Origin of the sequence: Roseobacter sp. MH60115, from assembly GCF_015644665.1 — a bacterium.
In the GTDB taxonomy this organism is placed as follows: domain Bacteria; phylum Pseudomonadota; class Alphaproteobacteria; order Rhodobacterales; family Rhodobacteraceae; genus Roseobacter.
The window spans coordinates 40,962-63,721 of record NZ_JADOBQ010000012.1; the positions used below are offsets into that span (position 1 = coordinate 40,962).

Sequence of the window (22,760 nt, forward strand, 5' to 3'; positions counted from 1 at the left end):
TCGCATTGAAGCCAAAGCGATCCGTCAGAACTGGATATTGACCTTTGTTCCGGCCGAGAACGGATCGACGTGTTCTGCATCCATTCCACCGGACCTGGTTTCTTCCGGAACAGGACCAGTGGCCCGCCAAGTCTCATAACGATCCGTTAAGTCGATTGGACCATCTGAACCAGCCGCAGGGCCCGTCGCTTGCCAGCTTGTCGGTGCCTCGGGCTCAATCTGCCCCAAGCTGGCAACGCGGGTGGCCGCTTCGGCGACCCGCAGGTCATGTGCCGCCAGGGAATTTACTGTCGGGATGGTTCCGAGCTTACGGGCATACTGATTGTAGAACGCCACCACAGCGGCCACGTAGCCCTGCGTTTCCTTGTAAGGTGGAACCCCGCCAAACTTTTTCACCGCATTGGGACCTGCGTTGTAGGCCGCAAGGGCAAGGGGCATCGAACCGTAGGTCTCCAGCTGATCGAGCAGATACCGCGCCCCGCCATCGACCTGCAGCTCCGGGCTCTTGTAGTAGTCGGGATAGATCCCGAGAGACTTCGCAGTTGGCGGGATGATCTGCGTGAGGCCAAAGGCATCCTTTGGCGACTTCGCCTTGGCAGAGAAGCGGGACTCTTGCTTGATCAGCGCCATGAGCCACGCCCGGAATGCATCTTGGGTGATACCAAGCCGCGCGAGTGCATCGTGGTTGCGGTACTTCTCAGCTGTGGCGAACACGAGTTCTTCCACGTCCTCGTGTTTTCCATCGAACAGGCGGCGACCGATGGTTGGCAAAGCATCGGGGTGCCATTGTTCTTGAATGGCCCAGGGTGTCGATACCGATGCCGCCAAACGGGTCTCGGCTGTATCTTGATCTGCTGGACTAGCGGCGCTGAGCGCACTCAAGACCGCCGCCGCGGCTGTGTTGCCCGAGTTTATCCAATCGGTCATCTGTTGAAACTCGCTGTCAGGGACATGTTGAAGAGGCGGGCCCAGGCCGTCATAGCTGTCATATGAATGCCGGGTATGGACGTGCCGTCAGCCCACCAGAGACTGGCGATACCCAAAACATGATCTGCGCCAGCGAAACGCGACTGGAGCACTGGCCAGACAAGTAATTGCTCATAACAGATCAGCACTGCAGTTGGCCGTCCCTCCAACACCACCACTGGCGCTTGACCAAAATGAGCCTTCGCTGATTGCGCAGACCAGGGACGCCACATCGAGACCGGCACCGGCATACGCTGCCGGTAGACGATCTCGACGTCCGCGCTGGTGACACGAGCGAGCGCATTGTCGTAGCCCTTGCCGTTAGCGTCTTCGACACCGGCATAGATCGTTTTACCAGAATGCTGGGCAAGATCCTTCTATGCCCATTCCCCTGTGTTCGTCCGCCAACCCATTGCGCCCTCTGGAAAGACAACAATGGGTGCATCGGATTGTGATACGAGCCGTTTTCCTTCAGTGACAAACGCGAACGACCGTTGGAAATCACGTGATCCGGCACTGTAGTGCACGCTGCTCTCTATGCCTTCCCAGCTGTCCAGTATGCTTGGTTCTTCACCCATCAGAACGCCACCGGCCCAGAGAACGCTTGTGAGGGCCAGGAGGGCAGGGCGGGCCTTTCCGTAGGCCAGAGCCATGAACAGGCCCAGAGTGGCCACCAGCCCAGCCCAGCCGAGCCTGGGAAGCAGAATACCAGCTGCGGTGGCTGGAGAAACCCACCCCAGGATGCCGAACGGCGGGATCGCCATGAGGATCGTCGCGGCGACGAACCCGAACGCGCGACGAGCGGGCCGAGCTGACCACAGTGCGCCATGCACCAAGACGAAGACCGACGAGGCTGCGAGCCAGAGGATCAGGCCAACGGCGATGTCAGAGCCAAAGAAGGTTGCGGCCCCGACGGGCAGGCCGCGACTGGCTGCAAGAAAGTAGCCCATAGCGAGCATGATCGCGGAGATTCGCGTCGGGGCCAGACCAAAACAGAGAGGGAAGAGGGCGACCAGCGGCAGGAGCGCTGCGTTCTCGTTCCACGCCGCCGCCCCAATGGCACATCCGGCCAGACCAAAGGCCAGGGCGGCGAGAGAGCCTTTTCTGGCGACCAATCTACCAGGTGAGGACAGGCTTTGCGTTGCCAATGATCTGTCTCCGATGAAGCGGGCCAAAATAGCGGCTGTCGAAACTGCCCGCATAGAAGTCCGACAAAAGCAGGTAATGGTTCGGTGCGATCACGCCGCCCTGATAGGGTTTTAGCGGACGGCCCTGGACGTCCGTCGCGGCTAGGTCAGTGTTGCGTTGCATAACGCTGTTGACCGACACCGCAGATCCCACCTCCACGAGATCACCGGGTATTGCAGCCACCTTCTTGATGATGGGTGTGTATCCCGCAGGGCAGGTGCCTCTCCCGATGTAGTGCCGGCGACGCGCCTCGCGGAACGCCTCCGTGTCCGGCGGACAGGCAAACATCAGAGCGCCCAGCTCCGGCGTCCTGTCCAGCCCTTTCAGCAAGTAGAAGCCCATGGGATAGCTGGGCGACCCATTGTAGCGAACGCCACTGGCATAGGCCGCGAGCATCGCGACCATCAGAAGAACGAAGCCACCGAGAAGGACCGCGACCATCTGTTTGTCGCCGCCAATCGAACGCCGTGGTGCCGCGCCGGCATGATCAAGTGCCCTATCCATAAGGCTTCAGAACCATGTCTTTGTCGACAACGATCAGGAACCGATAGCCCGGGCGGATTTCGAGCGTGGGTTGGACGGAAAGGCTGCGTTCCACGCTGCGCGTCGCCACGGAGCTGAACGTGTCCCCAAAGCTATCACGGATGGCATCGGCCACATCATCGGAGTCACCAGAGTCCGTCAGGTTTTCGACACCGGCTCCAATCACGGAAATCAGCAAGGCGCTGCTGAGCGTCCGCCCCCAATGATTGTTGACGCGATCAGTGAAGCCACCCGCTCCGGCCTGATCCGTTCCTGCCATCCCCTCGATGTTGATGGACGATCCGTTGGGAAACACCAGTCGGGTCCAGGCCACCAAGACGCGCTGCTGACCAAAAGCCACGTCATTGTCGTAGCGACCAAAGATCTTGGTGCCTTGCGGGATGAGCAGATATTGCCCGGTCGTACTGTCATAGACGTTCCGGCTCACCTGCCCAATTATGCGCCCGGGCAGATCACTGTTGATCCCGGTGATCATGACACCGGGGATCACCGAGCCTTGCTTCAGCTCGTATGGAGACAGGGGCTTTTGAACCGAGCGCTGCAGGTAATCAGACGTGTCCAACCGGCCAGCGCCTTCCAGAAAGGCGGCTTTGGCAGCCTCGTTGCTCGCCTCACCAGTCTCCGCAGTTCTGGACCCCTGAATGGCGGTGAGCGCTTCACCGGCAGTCAGGGGCTGCCCTGTGCCCTGTGGTGAGGCGGTTGGTGTCGCCTGTGGTCCCGGCAAACCGGGGAAGGCGACACCTGCTGTTGCAACCGCCTGCGCATTGGTTGTTGAACCCTGACCATTGCGCGGGTTCTGGGCACCATCGAGGCCCGGCAGAGCCAGCCGGGTGTTCGAGTTCAGCGCATCAGTCTCAAGCCGATCTTCCAGCTGCATTTGCTGCATCAATCGCTCGTCTTCATACTCTGCAATGCGAGAGGCCAGCCGTGCGGGTCGATCATCCTCCGGTGTCGGCGACGCGGCTGGCGCGGTGGCAGGCCGCGCGGCGCTTGGCGTGGCCGGATCTGACGTTTCAACGGTCTCTGCGTAGGAGGGGCCAAGATCGACCGGCTCTGCGCTGATGATGCCATCGGGCTGTCCACTTGTGAGTGCAGAGGCATCGTCACCCGCACTTTGGCGGCTCTCTTCGCTTGCAACATCGGTGCCCTCTCGAATGGCCGTCCGGTTCATCAGAGCAAGTGTCATGAGCCCCAGCAAGAGAAGTGCGATTGAACAGCCAATGATGAGAGGAAGGCGGTTCAATCGCCGGACGCCGGGGGTACGTCCGGGAGCATCGGAGGGCATGTCCTCTCCCATGTCTTCCGTATTCGGGTTTGGGTTGCCTGTCATTGACCTGCCTCCGGATAACGGATGGTTTCAGGGGCAGCGGCGCGCAACGTGCCGCCTTGCATCGTGTAGACGCGGGCTACGGAGAACGCCTTGTCCACGCTCATGACTGCCCAGACAGTTGGGCCGTCGAAGGGGCTCAGCGAATACCGCACCGAGCGGGCAGGGGACTGCTTGTTGGGTCGTTTCACGACCGTGACTGCGTATCCGGCCTTGCGCAGCTCGCTTTCCAGCAGCGGTGTGAACTCCGGCGAGACCTCGACCAGCTCCAGCTGGTGCGAGCGTGGGATCTCACGCTTCAGCGGCGGGATGAAATCGCTCGCTAGCAAGGACATCGCTTTTGGTGTCAGCTCATAGTCACCGGCCGAAAAGCTCTGTTGCATGGCGCAGCCGCTGACAGAGGCAGCGATTGCGAGGCTGAGAAGGAACCGCTTCATGATCTTGTCCTTGAAATCTTGACGCGGGCGGCGGATTTGCCGGTGCCAGCCACAAGGATTGCTTCGGAAAACACGGTATCGACGACATACCTGCTTCCGACGATCCTGTAGTTGACCTGTTGCTGGCTCCGACCTGGGCCGACCACAAGCAGTGTCGGTGCTTCCCCGTTCTGGAAGCCGCGCGGCATGTCGATGTAGGTTTTCCGGCCATCGTTATAGACACGCACTGGCGTCCAGCTCTGCCGCCCTCTGATCCGGTAGTTGAAGTCGAGATTACCCGCGACCGGAGCCGCGGCCCTGGGGGCTGAAGGCTTGCGAGGCGCTGCGGCTTCTGGGGCAGGCTTTGGTTTCGGCTTGGCGGCCTCCAGTTTGGCCACGACATCCTTTGCCGCCTGCGGATAGCGGAACGCCACCCGGGGCATGTATTCCGTCTCATGGCTCCTCAGGTTGATGTAGTAGGTCCGCCGGTCCGTCATGATCGAGAGCGACGTTTCCACACCAGCAGCCGTGGGCTTGACGAGCACATGAGAAATCACGCCATCGGGTCCGGAGCGTGCGCCATCAAACTGCCACCGCACGATGTCACCGGCATGAACGTTCATGACCGTTTCACCGGGCTCCAGCTGAATGTCGCAGGCCCGCAGAGGTGCACAGACCACCGTTGGGAGCGTTTGGCCAAAGAGGAAGAGCACCGAGCCGTCTGGCCCAGGGGCGATGATACCGGGCGTGTTGCGCCACTCCGCTGAAAGATCTGTGGCCCGCTCCTGATCCGGCGTGAGGCCAGTGGGTACAGGCTCAACCGACGGGGCAGGGGGCGTCGCCGCAGGAGGCGTTTCTGTGGGCACGCTCTGGGCGGAGGCGGTTGTTGCAGTGAGGATGGCGACAGTGGCCGCGACAATTGTTTTGTTCATGACGTTATCTCCGTCAAATCGTAGTCGGTCACATAAAGGCCAACCGGGTTTTGCATGATGAGCTGTTCCGTTGCGGGTGGAATGATCGCGATGGATATGATCGCGCGGAACCGGCGGCGGCCCTGCTCATAGCCTTCGCGGTCGTATTCCACCTCCGACCAATCGACCTGATAGGATTGATCGGAGATGCGGTTGAGCGCATGAACACCCACGGAAACGGTCCGTGTCTTTGCGCGCTTGAAGGGGTCTCCACCTTGCTCACGGAAGTACGTGTTCAGCTTGGCCGTCGCGGCGTCTGAGCTCGACAGATAGGAATAGAGCTTGTTGATGCGGTCTTTCTGCAACCGACCATCCACCGTCACTCCGCGCCAGTTCGAGATAAAATCGGCGATGGCCGCTTCAATCACACGCTCTTCTGTATACTGGACACTCGGGGCATAGGTGCCCGCCTGGGCATTCCCAAGCCGATCCACTTCGACCACGTAAGGAATGATCCGGCTTTGCGATCCAAGATAGAGCGCGTAGCCTGTTGCTCCGATCGCCAGCGTCAGCGAGAGCACCCCGACACCTTGCCAAATGCGCGCTTGTCGCACGAATGAACCATAACGCTCATTCCATTCGGCGCGGGCGGCGAGATATGGGTTTTCGGTATTTGATCTCTGTTTCATCACTATTTGTTCCCTGTCTTATCCGCCGGGCTGATATAAGCCTGCGCTGGATTGCTCTCTGTCTTTGGCGCCGCACCGCCTTGGCTGGCCCGCTCTTGTCTAAGTTTGTCAACCGTGCGGCCTGAGTGCGAACCAAAGCTTGAACCGGGCGTGCCAGTGATTTTGTCGGCCATGGCGCTCGCGGACGCGGCACCAAGGTTCGACATCGTACCCTTGAACCCGGGTGTGCCCTGCGCGCTGGCGAGTTTGGACGCTTCGCGGACGGCGTGTGCGCCACCAAAAGTTCCGCCAGCCATGCCCTTGGCGACCCCAGCCGCCACCGCGCCACCAGCCGCCGTGGTTGCAACGGCACGCATCAGGCCACCGGAGCCACCATAGGCAACACCATTGATGATCGACTGCACCATGTCCGGCAGCGACCAAACCAGAGCAAGAAAGGTGATTGCGACACCCAGCATAGTAAGGGCTTGATTGTTCGGAGCAGTAGCGTTGAACCCCGTCGCAAACCCATTCAAAAGCGTGAGCCCCAATCCAATCACTAGCTGGATGACAAAGAGCTTCGCGCCGACGCTGACCGTGTAAGTAAGAAAGCGGATCGCAATATCCTTGGTGAAGTTTGAACCACCGAAGCCGAGTAAAATAACCCCAGCGTTGATCAGGATGAACATCTCAACAATCGCAAGTAGGAGAATTGCTGCCATAATGGCGAATGCGATTGTCATGATCAGGGCGGTAATGATGAGGCCTAAAGAGCCAGGGGGGTCCGTGATGGATACGTTTTGTGTAATCTGCGTCGCGATGTTGATCCCCATGTCGAGAACATCGGTAGGGGTGAAACCGCTGGGCAAGCCGCTTGCGATGTCTGCAGCCTGTCGAAAGCTATCGACAATCTGGCTAGCGAACCCTGCATTTAGAAGCAGAAAAAGAAACAGACCGATGAACATGATACGCTGGATCAACTCGCCGACCCAGGTTTGAAGATCTGCGCCATGAACAGACAGCCTGATCCCCATCCAGATGAACTCAATCGTTGCCAGTAGAAAAAAGAGATTAGTTGCAAGGCTGACAATGGTTGCTTGCCACGCCGCTGCGGCGTTCTGATACGTTACAAGAATGTTATCAAGAACGTTGTTTTGCGCGATTGCACCGCTTGCGACGCCACATGCTCCACAAAAAACGAATATGAAAAGTGCATACCGTTGAGCCATATCAGAACCTCTGCCCATCACCGACGAAGTGACATTGTGGCGACTGGCCAATTTCAGCCTGAAGAGCTGCATCGAGCCCATCCCAGCCAAGTCTACCGGCTGCATCAATCTTCGACTGAATTTCTGCACACTCAGGAGGTGGTCCCTGATATAAATCACTGCCCACGGTAGCGGGGTCCTCAGCGATAGGAGGCGCTTGCGGTGGTGATAATACAAAAATATTGACGGTCACCGCGATTGCGACAGAGATCGCAACGGCCAATGCTATGAGCGTGATTGGTTTCATCGGTTAGAACCTCTGACCGTCAGTGGTGCTGAATGTTGTCGGCGCACCATAGTATTGGTCAGTGGCTGCCTTTTGCGCATCGCGCACGGCCTCACTCTTCGCGAAATAGGCACCCATCATTTGCGTGTTAGCACCCACCAGCTGCCGGAGTTTCTGGAACTGACCGACTTGCTCGATGGCGACTTGGTTGCCAACCTGCAAAAGCTGTGTGCGCCCCGTGTTGGTGTTCTGGTTGCGCAGGGTGTTCATGAAGGTTTCTTCGGTCGCAATCTGGTCAATGTTGAGGCCCGTGGCTTCCATGGTGGCGGCAATCGTTTCACGGTTCCGCTGCGACCAGCCTTGATATTGCGTGGCATATTGTGCGCGGCTCAGCGGGTTGTTCATGAAGTCGCTGTACTGGCCGAATTCTCGCCGGATCACATCGTCGACATTGGCGATGGTGTAAGCCAACGCCTGACCCTGGCTCACAGCCGAGTGAAGCTGCTGTAGATTGCCAGCAATCGGTGACCAAAGCTGTTGCGGTATTGCAAGCGTGTTCGCCACCATGTTCTGGTAGGACTGCAGAGCAGTCTGGATCTGCTGGATCTGGTTAGTGATCATTGTCACGCGCTGATTGACACCTTGCGCAATGCTGGACGTCTGGTTGGCAAGCTCCGCGAGATTGGCGAGCTGCGTCACTTCGAGCGCGCCGCCAACACCACCTACCGAGCCAGCCCATGCGGGGAGTGCGGGCAAGGACATCACCATGCCTGTCTGAACAAGAAACTTTCTGCGTGTCTGCATTTTAAAGGCCCCTTTCTGTAAGCCAGTGGGTCGTCCAGTCGTCGCCATGCTTCGCGTGAAGCTCACGGACCCGACTGATGCTGTCGGGATCGCTCGCCCCGACGAAGGATAAGGTTTTTGCGCCAAGCTGCATGTCGAAGAGCCGCCGACCTTCCGGTGAGATGACGTAGTAGTCGCGCTTGGGCGCTGCACCCGACACAATGTCGATCTGCCGGCTGTTGAGGCCAAGCGTGCGGTAGAGTGCCTGCGATGTCTCTTCGCGCGCTTCCGGATTAGAAAGCAGCACTTTGGTGGGGCAGCTTTCGGTCAGGACATCGATGATCCCGGACCGCATGGCGTCCGACAGGCTTTGCGTCGCCATCACTACGGCGCAATTCGATTTCCGCAGAACCTTGAGCCAGGCGCGGATCTTTTCTCGGAACACCTCGTTGCCGAGCATCATCCAGGCTTCATCGAGTATGATGAGCGACGGACGACCATTTACCAAACGGCGCTCGATCCGGTTGAAGAGGTAGAGAAGCACCGGGATTGCGGCCGTCTCGCTAAGCTCCAGGATGTCATCCATCTCAAAGGTCAGAAAGTCGCCGTCCCGCAGCGTGTCGGACTCGCTGTCCAAGAGCTGCCCCATCGCACCCTCGATAGAGTAGTATTGCAGCGCCTCGCGTAATTCCTTCGACTGCAACGTGTGGATCAGACTGGAGATCGAGCGATCCGTTTCAGAGGACCGGATCAGGCTCATGGCGCGGTGGATTTCGTTGCGGATCTGTGGTGTGACGCGCAAGCCCTGCAGCTGGATCATGGTGGCAATCCAGTCCTCGGCCCAGGCGAGATCGGCGTCAGTTTCAATCGTTGACAGCGGGCAAAACAGCAACGGCGAGTCTGGAGCTGCAATGTCGTAGTGCTGACCTCTGCAGGCCAAGGTCAAAGGCAGCATCGAGCGGCCTTTGTCAAAGCAGAAGAGCTGAGCACCTGGGTATCTCAGGAACTGCGCTGCGATCAGCGCAAGCAGCGTGGATTTCCCGCTGCCGGTGGGGCCAAAAATCAGCGTGTGCCCCACATCATTGACATGCAGATTGAAGCGGAACGGAGTCGAGCCCGACGACGACACCTGCATCAGCGGTGGCGAGTTGTCAGGATAAAACGGGCAGGGGTTCGCTTCGCGCCCGGCCCAGACCGTGTTCATCGGCAGAAAATGGGCCAGATTGAAGGTGTTTATGAGAGGCCGCCGGATGTTCGGGTATCCATTTCCTGGCAACGATCCGAGATACGCTTCAACCGCATTGACCGTCTCTATGCGCCCCACAAACCCGGCATTGTTCACCACGCGGCGCACGTAGGCGAGCTGATCTTCCAGAACGGCAGGGTCTTTGTGGAAGACGACGATATTGGCGCTGTAGTAGCCGTAGGTCACAATCTGACTTGAAGCTTCTTCCAAAGCAACATCGGTATCGCCGACCATCTTGCTCGCGTCCTGGTTCTCCGCACTGTTCTTGAGATCCAGAACCTGCGCCGTCATGGAGCGGACCTGACCCTTCCATTTCCGCCGGAAACTGTCGAGCCGCGACTTTGCGTCCACGGGATCAAGGAAAATGAACCGATTGTTCCACCGATATTCCAGAGGAAGGCTATCGAGGCTGGCGAGGATACCCGGCATGCTCTCTTGTGGAAACCCGTCTATCGCGACCACACCGATGAACCGATCACCGATCTTTGGCAGGACACCGTGATGGAAGTCTTCGCCAAAGATCGCGTCCAGATACATCGGCACTGGCGGGAGATTAACGGTATGGCCTCTCCCGGTGATGCAATGCTGAATGTGGCTCAGAAAGCCATCCGGCATCGTAACGGTGCCATGCTCATCCTCGGTTTCTTCGGCCCAAAGCCTGCGAACCTGGAGGATGTTGCTCAGCAGATCCTCCACCTCGACGATGCTGGCCTTAAAATCCCAGAGCGCTTTTGTGGCAGCGCTTTGGCGCTTGCCGGTGTCATCCGTATAAATTGCGCGTGCCAAGCGGGAATTGGTGATCTCCGGTGGCAGATACGTCAGGATAAAAACCATCTCGGTTTCGAAATGCGCGTGATCCTGTTCAAAGGAGCGCCGTCGTTCATCATCAATCAACCGCGAGATCGGGTCTGGAAAGTGCGACCTGTCGGCCTCGGGATATCCCGACGATGCGACGCGAATGGCATCCATGTGGATCATGAAGCCAGACCCGAGCCGATTGAGAATACCGTTGAAACGGGCGGCGACAGCATTGCGTTCAAGTGCTGTGCTCGATGTCAGATCAGGCCCTTTCACGGCCCAGGCGGCCATAAGCGACCCATCTTTGTTCGCAATGATCCCGCGATCTACAACTGCCGCGTAGGGCAGGAGATCGGAAAAGCCTTGGTCTTTCGCTCTATGTCTACTCAAAGACCCCATTGATTATCTCCAGGCGCGGATGCGGCGCGACGGGGCAAACACGGTTGGGCGTGCTGCATAAAAACTGCGGTAGGAAATGTGGCGTCGATAGACACCAGTCATCAGGGGATCGCGCTTTGCGATTTGCCGAAGGATCAGCGCGGCGAAGATGTAGAACACAGCTGCGGCGATGACGGTGAACCAGCTCAAGCCAATGAACACGAGCGTGAAGCAGCAGAGGATCAGCAGCAGCATGGGTTCACGTTCGCCCCCAGCAAAAAGCTGGGGGCGCGTGAGCGCCGGATGCAAAGGAACCGGAAGCAGATCGTCCATCTTAGTGTTCAGCCACTGCGACAGACAGACGACGCTGACTGCGAAGTCGCTGAGCCAGCCCGCGGGCGATACCCGCGAGTGCCAGCAACGCCAGAACAGGGACCAGAGTGCCGTTGGTCGCATCGGAACCGATGGATGCGCCTGGTGCTGTGAACAGCGTGTTGAAGAGGGACACGGCACCAACAACCATCGCAACAACAAGTACCACCATGATCAGACGCCGTGCGAACTCGTTGATCTCACCACCAAAGAGCAGGACACCGCCGGCAATCATGATTGCAATGATCGAGATTGCGATGGCCACGGGGCCAGTCAACGAGTTTTGAATGGTCTGAAGTGGTGTTTCCCACGGCAAGTTTTGCGCCGAAGCCATGGCCTGCTGAGCGGCAAATGTTGTCAATGCGAAGACTGAGGGTCCAACGACCCGGTGTAGTTTAAGCTGCATAGATAGGTTTCCCCTTTTGCTCGATAGTTCGGGTGAGGTATCGGCCGCCCATGAAGTCATCGACAGCAACGAGTTCACTCACGCGTCTGCCGCTCTCGGTCTTGCTGATGGAAACGATAAGGTCGATTGACCCGGCGATGAGCCTGCCCATGGGTGCGGTGGTGGCTTCTGCGATGAGCTGTTCCAGCCGTGGCAGAGCCGCAAGCGCGCCGTTCGCGTGAATGGTGGCGATCCCTCCAGGATGGCCAGTATTCCACGCTTTCAAAAGCGTCAGCGCCTCACCTCCGCGCACCTCTCCGACGATGATCCGGTCCGGGCGCATGCGCAGCGTTGACCGCAAGAGCCGCGTCATATCCACCTCGTCTGACGTGCGCATGACCACCGCATTCTCTTGCGCACATTGGATCTCGGTGGTGTCTTCGATGATCACAACACGCTGCTCGCGTGCGATGGTTGCCAGCTCGGCGATCAGGGCATTGGCCAAGGTCGTCTTCCCGCTGGCCGTACCACCACACAAAAGGATGTTCTGACGATCCTTCAAGGCGACCCTCAGCGCGCTTGCGACGGAGGCTGAGATGACACCGGATCGAATGTAGTCATCAAGCGAATAAACCGCGATGGCCCGCTTGCGGATCGTGAAGGTGGGGGAGGCGACGACTGGAGCAATCATCCCTTCGAACCGCTCACCGTTCAGCGGCAGCTCGCCAGAGACGATGGGTGAAGACCGCGTGACGGTTGTTGACACCGACGATGCAACGGTCCCGATCAGCGCCTCAGCCTGGGCGGCATCCATCCTGCCGATCACCTTCAGCCCGGTGGTATGGCCTTCGGTCCAAATCAGGCCATCGGGGTTGAGCATGATTTCCGTGATGTCGTCATCATCAAGGGCCCGAAGAATGAGCGGTCCGAGCTCGTTCCGAAGTTTCGCGATCAGTCGTCGCACTTGTTCATCACGCATCAGCCAGCGCCAACGTAACTACTGAACTGAAAATTAATAGACTTTTGCGGCGACGGGATCGGAAGACTTGGAGCGATGTAATGAAGTTTATGGTAATAAACCATCCGAGTTGAAGCGCGCAACCATGCCTTTGCGCACAACCATCGGTGCAACTCCAGCATTGAGTTCGTAGAGAACGAACCCCCCAAGCCCATCGAGAGTTTTGAGCTCTCTTGGTTCCGTGGGCCTTCTAGCGGTCGCAAGTGTCTTGACGTGACCATCTTGTGTGACGCACCTCAGTATCCAACGGCCTCGATAGCCCGTTGGGAATTTCGAAATAGTCTGGGTGCATTCGACTTCTATGGTCCGACCAGCTCGGAAGTGTGCGACAAACTCATCCTGCAGTATGAATGGGCTACTGCCTTCAGCGTTCATAGTGTCACGCATCGCGTCGAAGCGACCTTCTTTCGGCGCAACACAAACATGTTTTTGAATTCAACTAATGCTAGAGTGTTTCTGAGGGACCAAAAGTTGACTGGCAGAAATTTGCCTTTCTGCGCCCAGATGCTGAGCGGAATTGCTCTGCTGGCCGTGCCATAGGCACGTCTCGCTTGGCAGAGACTCCTGACAAGCGTAGTTTGACTTTGCTGATCGTCGGCAGAATGTGGTTTCTCAATTCTCTCAGTCATAGTCTTGGCATCGTGAGCGGCTCTTGCTCATGTGTTTTCGATTAATAAATTGAACTAATTACATTTCTCTGCACCGAGCTACCTACAAACTACGTAGATCACCGTTGCTCCAAAAGATCGTGCAAACGACCGGATTTTGGTTCGCAGGAAGACCGACAGGCACTCACACACCATCATCCTATCTATGAGATCCTACGCCTCACAGAGAGTATTTTGTGACAGGCCTGATTATGAGCCACTTTATTTCAACGATGCCTAGGCGTCGGAGACTCGCCCTGCGGTTCAGAGTAACATCATGGGTTCTTTTGACGGTAATATGGTATTGAAGCACCTGCCAAAGGCGCCGGCTAGACCTGAAACCATTTTCGCAGGTTGTTCTCTGGGTCAGCTGCGCGTCAAAGCCTGCCAATGGCTGTTGCAATCTCGGCGGGTCGCCTAGATCGAATGAAATCCAAAGGCTGGACACTGTTTCGAAGAAGGGCAGGCTTTGTATGGAATTGTGCTTGTTCCGATGGCCGGACAACAGCGCAGTAGATGGTATTGTTGTCGCTGGGGCGTATGTAGTCGAGCTCACCTCCGAGTCAGAGTACTTCTCACGGACCGATCAGCTGACAAGCTTGGTGGCAAGAGTTGTTCGCTTTTTCAGTATCCCCCTAAATAGCGCAGAAAACTTCATTTGCGATGTGAGTTGGTCCTTTTGGTTGTGCCAAATCTGGACGTTTGGAAAATCGTCTGCGGCGCTACGGTCGTCGGTAATTTCCCTACGAAAGGGGCCGTCATGCGACGGCCCCTTGGCATCATTCGGCGACATCTTGGATGTTCGGCTGAAAGGCAAGCAGTTCAGCGAAGAACAGATCATTTGCATTCTGAAGGGGCACCAGGTTGGGCTGGGCGCGAAAGAGCTGTGCCATAAGCATGGGATCAGCGATGCGACCTTCTACAAGTGGTGATCCAAGTATGGCGGTATGGAAGTGTCGGATGCACGGCGGCTGCCCGTGTACTGGAGGCCGCTTGATCCGGGCAACAGTGTGCAATGGCTTTGCTTTCAGCGCTGTCGCAGCTGAACTAGACGACCCTTCACGCGGTATGAGCTGTCGTTTGCTTGCGCTCTCGCATCAGCCGTTGTGCTGCCATGCCGGGTTCATACCCCAGCCCCGCGACGTACCGGTAGAAGATTGGTGTCAGGAACAGCGTGAATACCGTCGCAAAGCCCAGCCCGCCGACGATCACCCACCCCACGGCGATGCGCGCCTCGGCCCCTGCACCTGACGTCAGGATCAACGGCAGCCCGCCAAAGACGGTCGAGACCATGGTCATCATCACAGGGCGAATGCGCAGACGCAATGCGTCCCGGATGGCACTGTCAATGTCCTGCCCGGCCGCACGCAGTTGGTTCGCGAACTCCACGATCAGGATGCCGTTTTTGGACATCACCCCGATCAGCATCACCAATCCGATCTGACTGTAGTAGTTCAAGGATCCTCCGGTCAGCGACATTGCCAACAAAGCCGCCGCGAGACCAAAGGGCACCGTGAGAAGGATCACTATGGCGCTCGCAAAGCTTTCAAACTGCGCGGACAACACCAGAAATACGACCAGCAGGGCGGTGGCAAAGATCAAGTAAACTGAGGACTGGCTTTCTACGAGAGTCGCGGCCTCGCCGGTAAAGACGATTGCGAACCCCTCGGGCAGCGTATCCGCTGCAATCTCTTCGAGCGCTGTCATCGCAGCGCCCAAATCAACGCCGTCGCCCAAGTTCGCCTGCACCGAAACCGCAAGGGCGCCCGCCTGGCGTTCGATCTCCGACGGGCTGACGATGTGTTCGAGCGTGGCCAGCGCGGAGAGCGGCACGTATTGGCCGTCATCCATGCGCATGAACAGCGCCTCAAGGTCGGAGGGGTCGTCGATGGGTGGACCACCGGGGTAGAGCGTTACGTCAGTTTCCGTATCGTTCTGGAACACGCTCACCGCAACCTCTCCCTGCACGAAGGCGCTGATGGTTTCCGTGATGTCGGCCTCGCTGAGCCCGAACAGGACGGTCATCTCGTCATCGACCTGCAGTTCCAGCTGCGCTTGCACCGAGGCGTTGCTGAGCTGCGGATTGACGAAGGCGGCATCCTCTTCCATGGCGGCGATCAGCTGATCGGCCACGGCGGTGATGTCGTCCACATTCCGACCTGTCACGGCAAAGGTGAGCCCACGCCCGGCGCCCCGGATGTTCAGGCTGTTGGGGGAACGGGTCGACACCTGTACTCCCGGCACGGAGGCAAGGGCTTCACTGACACTGGCTGAGATCTCCTGCTGCGTCCTGTCACGATCGGCCCAGTCGGGCAGCCGGGCAACGATGAAGGCATTTGTGCCGCCGCCGACACCAACGATGCTGAGCACATTGGTGATATCGCCTGCCGCGCGATAGGGGGCGAGGATGTCTTCGATCTGGATCACCTGAGCTTCCAGGTATTCCGTGGTGGTGTCGCTGGCGCCCCGGGCCTGGATCAGGAACACACCGCGATCCTCGCTCGGCGTGATCTCGGATGTTAGCGTTCCAGCGGCGCCCGCCGCGATGATCGCAAAACCGACGGCCACCGCCAGCACAAGGATCGGTGTGCGGATCGACCAATCCATCACGGCGTCGAAACGGCGGGCAAGCAAACCTTGCTGCGGGGGCGCAGAGGTGTCTTGTCCTTCGGTCTCTTTCGGTTTGCCGGGGTCAAAGATCGACGCCAGAACCGGCGCCAATGTCAGCGCGGTGATCGAAGACAGTGTCACGCAGAAGGCCAGCACGAAGCCAAACTCCGAAAACACGCCGCCCGCCTGCCCGGGCAGGAAAGAGATGGGAATGAAGACGGCGGCAAGCGTTGCAGTGGTCGACACAACAGCAAAGAAGACCTCGTTTGTGCCTGCCGCCGCCGCTGCGGCCCGGCCCAGGCCGGATTTTCGTTTGCGCACGATGTTCTCGACCACCACGATGGCATCGTCGACCACCATGCCTGTGGCCAGCACAAAGGCCAAAAGGCTGATGGTGTTGACCGAAAATCCGACCAGCCAGATTGCCGCCAACGCGCCCACCAGCGCAAAGGGGATCGTCACGGCGGGGATGATCGTGGCGCGGGGCGAGCGCAGAAACGCGAAGATCACGGCAATCACGATAAGGGTGGCCAAGAGGATCGACTTGGTCACTTCGGTCATCGACCCTTCGATGAAGACCCCGTCATCTGTGGTGATGAAAAGGGATACCCCCTCCGGCAGATCCCCGCGCAACTCTTCGACTGCGGCGCGCACGTCCCGTGATATGGTCAGCGTGTTGCCTTCGGATTGGCGGGTGATTTCCATTCCGACACCCGTTTGCCCGTTTACACGGACAAACACATCGCTGTCCTCTGCCGTTTTCTGGACGAAAGCCACATCGGCCACGCGTGTTGTGTCATTGATCGGGATATTGGTGATGCGGTCGACTGTGACCTCCGGATTGCCGACCCGCAGCGCGAGGGTTTGGTTTTCGGCGTCCAATGAACCCAGTGGCGTGTCATCGCGCAGGTTCTCCAAGGCATCGGCCACATCAAAGACGGTCAGGCCGCGGCTCAGGAGGGAGGGAATGTTCAGGGTGATCCGAAATTCGTCGGCCCGATCACCGCGCAGCGTCACCTCGGCAATGCCGTCGATCAGCGACAGGCGATCATAAATCGGCCCTTCCGCAAGTTGGGTCAATTCGTCGAGCGTGGCATCACCCTGAAGCGCCAGCCGGATAATCGCATCCGATCCGGTATCGCTTTTCGACACCACTGGATCTTCGATGTCCTCCGGCAGGTCGCGCACCGTGTCCGAGACGATTTCACGGGCTTCGCTGGCGGCAATGTCGATATTGGTGCCATCTGACAGATCCATTGTAATGCGACTGACTCCGGCCTCAGAGCTCGACTCCATGTAAGAGACACCGTCCAGCGTGCTCAGCGCGTCTTCGAGCACCTGTGTAATCTCGGTATCCACGGTGGAGGGCACGGCACCTTCCAATTCCGTACGGACAGAGAGCACTGGCCGATCCACGTCAGGCATTTCGCGCACATCCACATTGGAAAGCGCGGCCAGACCGGCAATCAGGATCAACAGGTTCAGCACAACCCCCAGAATGGGGCGCGCGACAAAGAGATCCGCAATGCCTTTACGGCCCATGCGGTGCAGTCTGCTGACCCTCATGCCGGATCCTCGTCAGGCTGGCTCCGCGCAGGAGTGCGGCCTGCCGGTTCGTCCGCATCCGGCACATCGGCTTGCGGACCGATCAACGCCGCGGGGCGTAGGTGCATGCCGGCCGATGGCCCCTCCTCGGCGGGTCCTTCTGGCCGCTCGGGGCGTCCTCCGGCGGTGCTGACCGCCGCACCCTCCCGCAGTTTCTGTGCCCCTTCCGTCACTATGCGCGTTCCCGCAGGAAGGTCCGTGTCCACCCAGACGTTGTCACCTTGCCGATAAAGGATCGTGACCGGCATACGCGAAGCCTTGCCCTCCTGAACGGACCAGATCCCGGCACCGTCTCGGCTCCAGGTGACGGCTGTCGCAGGCACGACGGGCATTGGGTCTGTGCGATCCTCAAGCCGGATAGAGAACGTCATGCCCGGCCAAAGCCTGTGATCACTGTTGTCGATCAAGGCCTGCACCTTGACACTGCGCGTGACGCTGTCGAGGCGGCTGTCATGGGCCACGATAAAACCGTCAAAAACCTCGCCGACATAAACTGGCGTGTTGGCTCGGACCGGACGGCCCATCTCCAGCAGCCCAATGGCCCGCTCGGGCAGTTCGAATTCGATCAGCAGTTCGTCAAGCGCATCAATGCTGACCAGAACATCCCCTTCACTGACCCAATCGCCGATGTCGAGCGTGCTGAGCCCGACCTGACCGAGAATAGCGGCCCGCACCGCGCGCTCTTCCAGTGCGACACGCGCGAGGTTCAGCTGTGCATCAGCCAGACGCACAGCAATCTCAGCATCGGCAAGATCCACTGCTGACACCGCAGAGCTGTTTACCAGACTGCGATAGCGCTGCAGCGTCTGAGACGCCTGATCCAGTTCGGCCTGCGCGATCTCGACATTCAGCCGCTCGGTCTTGTCGTCCAATTGGAAGAGGACGTCGCCGACCTCGACTTGATCATTCGCGGCGACGTTCACCTCGGTGATCGTGCCGGACACATCCGCCGTCACATCCACGCTGCGGGTCGCCACCGTGCTTCCGATGGCCCGCAGGCTGCGTTCATATGTGGCCGTTTCCAGGGCTTGCGTAACGACGATGGTGGTGTTGGCGCGGCCCGGCCGTCCCCCGCCCCGAAGACGCCCCGCTGGTACGGGGTGCGCCTGCTGTTCTCCCGTCGCATCCCCCTGAGCCGACTCCGGTTGCTCTTGTGGCAGCAACGACAGGATCGCCGCCGGTGCACCAAAAGTCCCGATATAGGTGCCGCCCACAATGACTGCAGCAAGGATGAGGGTGATCGTCGTTTTCATAGCTGCCTCACCGGGTGCCCACATATTTTGATGTTGCACGACGCAGGACGCGATTTCCGTCGAATCTTTTTCGAAGTTTTTCTCAAGCCGCCGTTCGGGCCCGGCATGTCAGCCCTTCCGCGCCCCAACATCCGCGCGATGCGGCTTGCCTGCCCCAAGCGCTTTGGCCGGTGGTCTGCCCCCCAATGCATCGCGCAGCATGAAAGCCAAACTCGCGAGTTGCTCTGCATTTTCTGCACCAACGGCGTTCTGGATGATCTTGTCGACGGCCCGCCAGGCTTTGTGCACATCAGACAGAAGCGCCCGGCCCTTCTCCGTCAGTTGCAGCGTGTTGGTGCGCCGCTCCTCCGGGTCAACCTCGCGCAGGATATAGCCGCCCTGCACCAATCTTTGCGTCATCGTGCTCATACTGGCGGGAGAGACGTTGAATGCGCGTGCCAGATCAACCTGGCTGCACGTGCCTACACGTCCCAGCGCATGCAGAACGCGCGCCTGGCGCGGCCTGAGGCCCAAGGGCTCAAGTTCGATCCGCAAATGCTGCTCGATGAGGTTGGCAGAATGCAGCAAGGCGTGCAGCTTGTGGTCTTTACGTAGCATATAAATAGTTCATATCCTAACTATGATTCTAAAACAACAGTACCGAACCTTGGAGGATGCGCGAGTGACACGACACACAGTCTTTGGTCTGATGCTTGCGCGGCTTGGATATCTGGCCGTCAGTTCCGTGACACCTGCAGCAGATCACAGAACGGGAGCGCTAGGCGTGGGTACCTCATCTTCAAAACGCTTTTGCCGGATAGCACCCGGGCAGGCTGCATTCCGAACGACCCCGACAACCGGCGTGACGCAACTGCTTGGCCACGCCCGCACCACTAGGAAAGATGATCGCGATGTCTGACAGCAATCCCTACGGCCCAATCTCGCGACTGAACCATTGGGTTCTGGCGGCGGCCATGATCGGAATGCTGGGGTTTGGCCTTTATCTTGAATACAGCGGGCTACCGCGAGAGGCGAAACGCCCGTTGGTGAGCATCCATCGCTCCCTTGGCGTGCTGGTTCTGATCCTGGGGGCCTGGCGTGTCGGATGGCGATTGTTCCGCGGTTTTCCGCGCGCCATCGATACCACTCCGGCGTGGCAGCAGCGGGCCGCGACCGCCGCACATTGGATCCTTCTGATGGGTATTCTGCTGATGCCGGTGTCGGGCATCGCCTTCACCGTCTTTCGCGGCAATCCGCTTTCAGTGTTTGGCTGGTTCGAAATTCCCGCTCAGGCCGAGATCCCGTGGATCGTCTCCACTGCGTCCTTTGTTCACACTTACTTCGGCTACATGATCGTTGCCGTTGTCGTCCTTCACGCAGGCGCGGCACTCAAACACCACTTCATTGACCGCGACGCGACGCTGCGCCGAATGCTCTTTGGCCAGTGAACGCCGATCATCACATCCAGATAGAGTTCAACAGACAATGAAAACCATTTTTGCCGCCGCTGTCTCCACGACACTTCTACCCATCCCGGCATCTGCGGAAGCGCCCCAGGTCCAATCACCATCACCTGTCATCTATCTGGCCGACAATCTGGATGAGGCGGATCGCCTTGGCTGGTGCATTGATACTCTGGGACGAGGGTTTTCGGAACAAATACAGGCGCATTCCTGCAAACCGCAGGGCGGTGACACCCAATTCCGCTTTGCCCCCGACACCGGTGCCATCCAATCGATCGCGTTTGACGGAAAATGTCTGACGCTGAGCGTGCCGGAAAGTGACACTGTTCAGTTCGGGCTGCTGGACTGCCAGCCTGGTGCGGACAGCCAATCCTTTGCTTATGACACGGCGTCGATGGAGCTTCGCCTCGCGGCACATCCGTTGCAATGCATCGTGGTCGCCGAAACCAGCCGAACGGCTGGGCCGTTCATGTCGCGCGACCTGATTGTGCAGCCCTGCGACGCCGTTGTGGCCGTGTTCAAGCAATGGGTTATCCGGGAGTGACACCTTCGCGTTCAAATCGCGGAGGCAGATCGCAGATTCAGCGACACATCTTTAACCACAGGGAGAATGATGATGAATGATCAGACACCAGCAAAACGGCTGACAGCGGCGGATTTCGATCAGGAGCTTTTGGATCTTTATGATTACTACGCGCATGGCAAGATCACCAAGCGTGAGTTTCTTGACCGTGCATGCAAGTGGGCTGTTGGCGGTCTGACCGCCGCTGCCATTCTGGGGACGCTTGCGCCAAACTATGCTCTGGCCCAGCAAGTGGCCGAGGATGATCCGGACATTGAAGGCGAAGATATCGTCTATCCGAGCCCGAACGGGACCGGGGACATCACAGCCTATCTTGTCCGTCCGACAGAGGTTGACCCGGAACGCCCGCCTGCCGCCGTGCTCGTGATCCATGAAAACAGGGGGCTGAATCCTTACATTCGCGACGTAGTGCGGCGTTTGGCCAAGGCCGGGTTCGTGGCGATGGGGCCGGATGGGTTGTCGTCTTTGGGCGGGTATCCTGGCAGTGACGACGAAGGGCGCGAGATGCAGCGGAGCCTTGATCAGCAGGCGCTGCTCAATGATTTCTTCGCCGGGTTTGAATATCTGCAAGCCTTGGGCGGCACGAATGGCAAAGTGGGTGCAACCGGCTTTTGCTATGGCGGCGGGGTGGTGAACAAACTGGCTGTCGCCTACCCGGAAATGGGCGCGGGCGTACCGTTCTATGGCGCGTCACCGGACAGTGCGCAGGTTCCGCAGATCGAGGCTCCTTTGATGATCCAACTCGCCGCACTTGATCAACGGATCAATGCCATGTGGCCCGACTATCAAAAGGCGTTGGAAGAAAACGACAAGCGGTACGAGGCGCATATCTATCCCCGCGTGAACCACGGTTTTCACAACGACACAACACCGCGCTACGATGAGCCGGCAGCGAACCTTGCCGAAGAGCGCATGGTCGCGTGGTTCAGGACATATCTGGCGGGGTAATGCATTGCCCGGTGCTCTATGGGCGACTTATGCTCAGAGCACCGATCAATTTAGAAAACAGCGGTGCCAGCATTGCCACGCGATTGACGTCCACTCTGATTGCAGAGTTCGCCGATCACTTTCTGTTCGGCATTTGTGATCGTTCTGGTGGTGAATTTGTCGCAACCGGGGCGGATTGCCAGGGCGTATCGGCACAGCGCTACTGCTGGATGCAATCGGAGAACCCATCGCTGGTTTTGAGTGGGCTGTTAGGCTGGTCCCAGCAACAAGTTCAAATTCATTCGGACAATTCAGCTCCGCCGAGCAACCGCATGGCCAACGCGCGATTGATCCTTGGCCGCGTTTCGTTCAACAACCAATTTTGCGACATCGGCTACGCCGTCGCAATGTGCCCGCGGCACGAGCGAAGCAATGCCGCGCCAGTGAAAATTGAAAATCAAAGATCGGCAAAATCTCGCGACTTGTGCATTCGACTTACTTTCTGCATTTGCGGAACGTGAAGGGATGCAAATGGAACCACAATCGCGTCTACCGCATCTATCGCGAGCTGGAGTTGAACATGCGGATCAAGCCCCGCAAACGGCTGCAACGGGAGAAGCCTGAGCCCCTGGCCGTGCCGGAAGCGCCTAACGAAGTGTGATCGATGGACTTCATGGCGGACCAGCTTGCTGATGGTAGATCGTTCCGTACGTTGAACGTGCTGGATGACTTCAATTGCGAAGGATTGGCCATCGAGGTGGACTTCTCTTTGCCATCAGAACGCGTTGTTCGGACGCTGAACCAAATCATTGCATGGCGCGGTAAGCCCTTTGCCATTCGCGTGGACAACGGCCCTGAATACATCACCGGTCGGCTCCAGACGTGGGCTGAAAAGGCAGGGATCGGTTTGATCTATATCCAGCCAGGGAAGCCCCAACAGAACGCCTATGTCGAACGATACAACAGAACCGTACGGACGGAATGGCTTGGGCTGTATCACTTCAACAGCATCGAAGAGCCGCCTTCAAACCTTTCCATCATGCCCGTCCTGGGCAGGTGCGATCTGCCCTGCGGGTGACGGTCGCTGGGGCGACGGATCTTCGATCCTGATTTTTCATGGTCCCTTGGGGTCCGCGCAAGCGCGATACGCCACTTCGGGACGTCAGGGTGGAGGCACAGACCTCGGTTGATCCTGTCGTC

The 22,760-nt window shown here is 58.5% G+C and carries 21 protein-coding genes and 2 pseudogenes; 6 read left to right on the plus strand and 17 right to left on the minus strand.

Annotated elements, in window-relative coordinates:
- Window positions 1-24 precede the first annotated feature (24 nt).
- The 14 genes from ISX84_RS22200 to trbB form a co-directional block, all read right to left on the minus strand.
- The gene (locus ISX84_RS22200; protein ID WP_195822609.1) at window positions 25-927 is read right to left on the minus strand and encodes a lytic transglycosylase domain-containing protein; all 903 of its coding nucleotides are present in this window, start codon (window positions 925-927) and stop codon (window positions 25-27) included.
- Window positions 924-1,313, minus strand: a complete 390-nt coding sequence (locus ISX84_RS23595) for a nitrilase-related carbon-nitrogen hydrolase (RefSeq protein ID WP_195822653.1) — start codon at window positions 1,311-1,313, stop codon at window positions 924-926. Before ISX84_RS23595 ends, ISX84_RS22200 begins: the two co-directional genes overlap by 4 nt.
- A gap of 30 nt (window positions 1,314-1,343) precedes the next feature.
- Window positions 1,344-2,114: a hypothetical protein gene (locus ISX84_RS22210; RefSeq protein ID WP_195822610.1), complete on the minus strand. Its 771-nt coding sequence runs from the start codon at window positions 2,112-2,114 to the stop codon at window positions 1,344-1,346.
- Window positions 2,083-2,658 carry a conjugative transfer signal peptidase TraF gene (gene traF / locus ISX84_RS22215; RefSeq protein WP_195822611.1) on the minus strand — a complete coding sequence of 192 codons (576 nt, stop codon included), beginning with the start codon at window positions 2,656-2,658 and terminating at the stop codon, window positions 2,083-2,085. Before traF ends, ISX84_RS22210 begins: the two co-directional genes overlap by 32 nt.
- Window positions 2,651-4,027, minus strand: coding sequence for a TrbI/VirB10 family protein (locus ISX84_RS22220; protein WP_229884500.1), 1,377 nt, complete (start codon window positions 4,025-4,027; stop codon window positions 2,651-2,653). Before ISX84_RS22220 ends, traF begins: the two co-directional genes overlap by 8 nt.
- Window positions 4,024-4,461, minus strand: coding sequence for a hypothetical protein (locus ISX84_RS22225; protein ID WP_195822612.1), 438 nt, complete (start codon window positions 4,459-4,461; stop codon window positions 4,024-4,026). Before ISX84_RS22225 ends, ISX84_RS22220 begins: the two co-directional genes overlap by 4 nt.
- On the minus strand, window positions 4,458-5,372 hold the full coding sequence (gene trbG, locus ISX84_RS22230; RefSeq protein WP_195822613.1) for a P-type conjugative transfer protein TrbG: 915 nt from the start codon (window positions 5,370-5,372) through the stop codon (window positions 4,458-4,460). The genes ISX84_RS22225 and trbG overlap by 4 nt, the downstream gene beginning before the upstream one ends.
- Window positions 5,369-6,040: a VirB8/TrbF family protein gene (locus ISX84_RS22235; protein ID WP_195822614.1), complete on the minus strand. Its 672-nt coding sequence runs from the start codon at window positions 6,038-6,040 to the stop codon at window positions 5,369-5,371. Before ISX84_RS22235 ends, trbG begins: the two co-directional genes overlap by 4 nt.
- Window positions 6,041-6,042: 2 nt before the next feature.
- Entirely contained in the window at window positions 6,043-7,320 is a 1,278-nt protein-coding gene (trbL, locus tag ISX84_RS22240) for a P-type conjugative transfer protein TrbL (RefSeq protein WP_195822615.1), read from the minus strand.
- Window positions 7,321-7,537: 217 nt separating this feature from the next.
- Entirely contained in the window at window positions 7,538-8,317 is a 780-nt protein-coding gene (trbJ, locus tag ISX84_RS22245) for a P-type conjugative transfer protein TrbJ (RefSeq protein WP_195822616.1), read from the minus strand.
- A 1-nt stretch (window position 8,318) separates the two neighbouring features.
- Complete coding sequence (locus tag ISX84_RS22250; protein WP_195822617.1) at window positions 8,319-10,739, minus strand: TraG/VirB4 family ATPase; 2,421 nt, start codon at window positions 10,737-10,739, stop codon at window positions 8,319-8,321.
- 3 nt (window positions 10,740-10,742) lie between these two features.
- The gene (gene trbD, locus ISX84_RS22255; RefSeq protein WP_195822618.1) at window positions 10,743-11,051 is read right to left on the minus strand and encodes a conjugal transfer protein TrbD; all 309 of its coding nucleotides are present in this window, start codon (window positions 11,049-11,051) and stop codon (window positions 10,743-10,745) included.
- A gap of 1 nt (window position 11,052) precedes the next feature.
- Window positions 11,053-11,496 (minus strand): TrbC/VirB2 family protein, encoded by a 444-nt coding sequence (locus ISX84_RS22260; RefSeq protein ID WP_195822619.1) that lies wholly within the window; start codon window positions 11,494-11,496, stop codon window positions 11,053-11,055.
- Window positions 11,486-12,454 (minus strand): P-type conjugative transfer ATPase TrbB, encoded by a 969-nt coding sequence (trbB, locus tag ISX84_RS22265; protein ID WP_195822620.1) that lies wholly within the window; start codon window positions 12,452-12,454, stop codon window positions 11,486-11,488. The genes ISX84_RS22260 and trbB overlap by 11 nt, the downstream gene beginning before the upstream one ends.
- Before the next feature lie 1,492 nt (window positions 12,455-13,946).
- On the opposite strand from trbB, the pseudogene ISX84_RS22270 reads away from it, so the two are divergent.
- A pseudogene (locus ISX84_RS22270) lies at window positions 13,947-14,069 on the plus strand (transposase); the annotation flags it as partial.
- A gap of 130 nt (window positions 14,070-14,199) precedes the next feature.
- On the opposite strand, the gene ISX84_RS22275 reads toward ISX84_RS22270, so the two are convergent.
- The 3 genes from ISX84_RS22275 to ISX84_RS22285 form a co-directional block, all read right to left on the minus strand.
- On the minus strand, window positions 14,200-17,316 hold the full coding sequence (locus ISX84_RS22275; protein ID WP_229884501.1) for an efflux RND transporter permease subunit: 3,117 nt from the start codon (window positions 17,314-17,316) through the stop codon (window positions 14,200-14,202).
- Complete coding sequence (locus tag ISX84_RS22280; RefSeq protein WP_195822621.1) at window positions 17,313-18,608, minus strand: efflux RND transporter periplasmic adaptor subunit; 1,296 nt, start codon at window positions 18,606-18,608, stop codon at window positions 17,313-17,315. Before ISX84_RS22280 ends, ISX84_RS22275 begins: the two co-directional genes overlap by 4 nt.
- A 108-nt stretch (window positions 18,609-18,716) precedes the next feature.
- Entirely contained in the window at window positions 18,717-19,205 is a 489-nt protein-coding gene (locus ISX84_RS22285) for a MarR family winged helix-turn-helix transcriptional regulator (RefSeq protein WP_195822622.1), read from the minus strand.
- Window positions 19,206-19,498: 293 nt separating this feature from the next.
- On the opposite strand from ISX84_RS22285, the gene ISX84_RS22290 reads away from it, so the two are divergent.
- The 5 genes and pseudogenes from ISX84_RS22290 to ISX84_RS22310 form a co-directional block, all read left to right on the plus strand.
- Window positions 19,499-20,035, plus strand: a complete 537-nt coding sequence (locus tag ISX84_RS22290) for a cytochrome b (protein ID WP_229884502.1) — start codon at window positions 19,499-19,501, stop codon at window positions 20,033-20,035.
- A gap of 37 nt (window positions 20,036-20,072) precedes the next feature.
- Window positions 20,073-20,594, plus strand: a complete 522-nt coding sequence (locus ISX84_RS22295; protein ID WP_195822624.1) for a ricin-type beta-trefoil lectin domain protein — start codon at window positions 20,073-20,075, stop codon at window positions 20,592-20,594.
- A gap of 72 nt (window positions 20,595-20,666) precedes the next feature.
- Entirely contained in the window at window positions 20,667-21,581 is a 915-nt protein-coding gene (gene yghX / locus ISX84_RS22300) for a YghX family hydrolase (RefSeq protein ID WP_195822625.1), read from the plus strand.
- Between the two features lie 29 nt (window positions 21,582-21,610).
- On the plus strand, window positions 21,611-22,081 hold the full coding sequence (locus tag ISX84_RS22305; RefSeq protein ID WP_195822626.1) for a hypothetical protein: 471 nt from the start codon (window positions 21,611-21,613) through the stop codon (window positions 22,079-22,081).
- Window positions 22,060-22,578, plus strand: a pseudogene (locus tag ISX84_RS22310) (DDE-type integrase/transposase/recombinase); the annotation flags it as partial. The gene ISX84_RS22305 and the pseudogene ISX84_RS22310, both read left to right, overlap by 22 nt.
- Window positions 22,579-22,760: the final 182 nt, after the last annotated feature.

Coding starts and splice junctions, on each gene's coding strand:
- trbG (WP_195822613.1), bottom strand. CDS start 5,372: ATGAACAAAACAATTGTCGCGGCCACTGTCGCCATCCTCACTGCAACA.
- ISX84_RS22225 (WP_195822612.1), bottom strand. CDS start 4,461: ATGAAGCGGTTCCTTCTCAGCCTCGCAATCGCTGCCTCTGTCAGCGGC.
- ISX84_RS22235 (WP_195822614.1), bottom strand. CDS start 6,040: ATGAAACAGAGATCAAATACCGAAAACCCATATCTCGCCGCCCGCGCC.
- ISX84_RS22200 (WP_195822609.1), bottom strand. CDS start 927: ATGACCGATTGGATAAACTCGGGCAACACAGCCGCGGCGGCGGTCTTG.
- ISX84_RS22305 (WP_195822626.1), top strand. CDS start 21,611: ATGCTCAGAGCACCGATCAATTTAGAAAACAGCGGTGCCAGCATTGCC.
- trbD (WP_195822618.1), bottom strand. CDS start 11,051: ATGGACGATCTGCTTCCGGTTCCTTTGCATCCGGCGCTCACGCGCCCC.
- trbB (WP_195822620.1), bottom strand. CDS start 12,454: ATGCGTGATGAACAAGTGCGACGACTGATCGCGAAACTTCGGAACGAG.
- ISX84_RS22260 (WP_195822619.1), bottom strand. CDS start 11,496: ATGCAGCTTAAACTACACCGGGTCGTTGGACCCTCAGTCTTCGCATTG.
- ISX84_RS22290 (WP_229884502.1), top strand. CDS start 19,499: ATGTCTGACAGCAATCCCTACGGCCCAATCTCGCGACTGAACCATTGG.
- ISX84_RS22250 (WP_195822617.1), bottom strand. CDS start 10,739: ATGGGGTCTTTGAGTAGACATAGAGCGAAAGACCAAGGCTTTTCCGAT.
- ISX84_RS22275 (WP_229884501.1), bottom strand. CDS start 17,316: ATGAGGGTCAGCAGACTGCACCGCATGGGCCGTAAAGGCATTGCGGAT.
- ISX84_RS22285 (WP_195822622.1), bottom strand. CDS start 19,205: ATGCTACGTAAAGACCACAAGCTGCACGCCTTGCTGCATTCTGCCAAC.
- trbL (WP_195822615.1), bottom strand. CDS start 7,320: ATGCAGCTCTTCAGGCTGAAATTGGCCAGTCGCCACAATGTCACTTCG.
- ISX84_RS22220 (WP_229884500.1), bottom strand. CDS start 4,027: ATGACAGGCAACCCAAACCCGAATACGGAAGACATGGGAGAGGACATG.
- ISX84_RS22280 (WP_195822621.1), bottom strand. CDS start 18,608: ATGAAAACGACGATCACCCTCATCCTTGCTGCAGTCATTGTGGGCGGC.
- trbJ (WP_195822616.1), bottom strand. CDS start 8,317: ATGCAGACACGCAGAAAGTTTCTTGTTCAGACAGGCATGGTGATGTCC.
- ISX84_RS22295 (WP_195822624.1), top strand. CDS start 20,073: ATGAAAACCATTTTTGCCGCCGCTGTCTCCACGACACTTCTACCCATC.
- traF (WP_195822611.1), bottom strand. CDS start 2,658: ATGGATAGGGCACTTGATCATGCCGGCGCGGCACCACGGCGTTCGATT.
- yghX (WP_195822625.1), top strand. CDS start 20,667: ATGAATGATCAGACACCAGCAAAACGGCTGACAGCGGCGGATTTCGAT.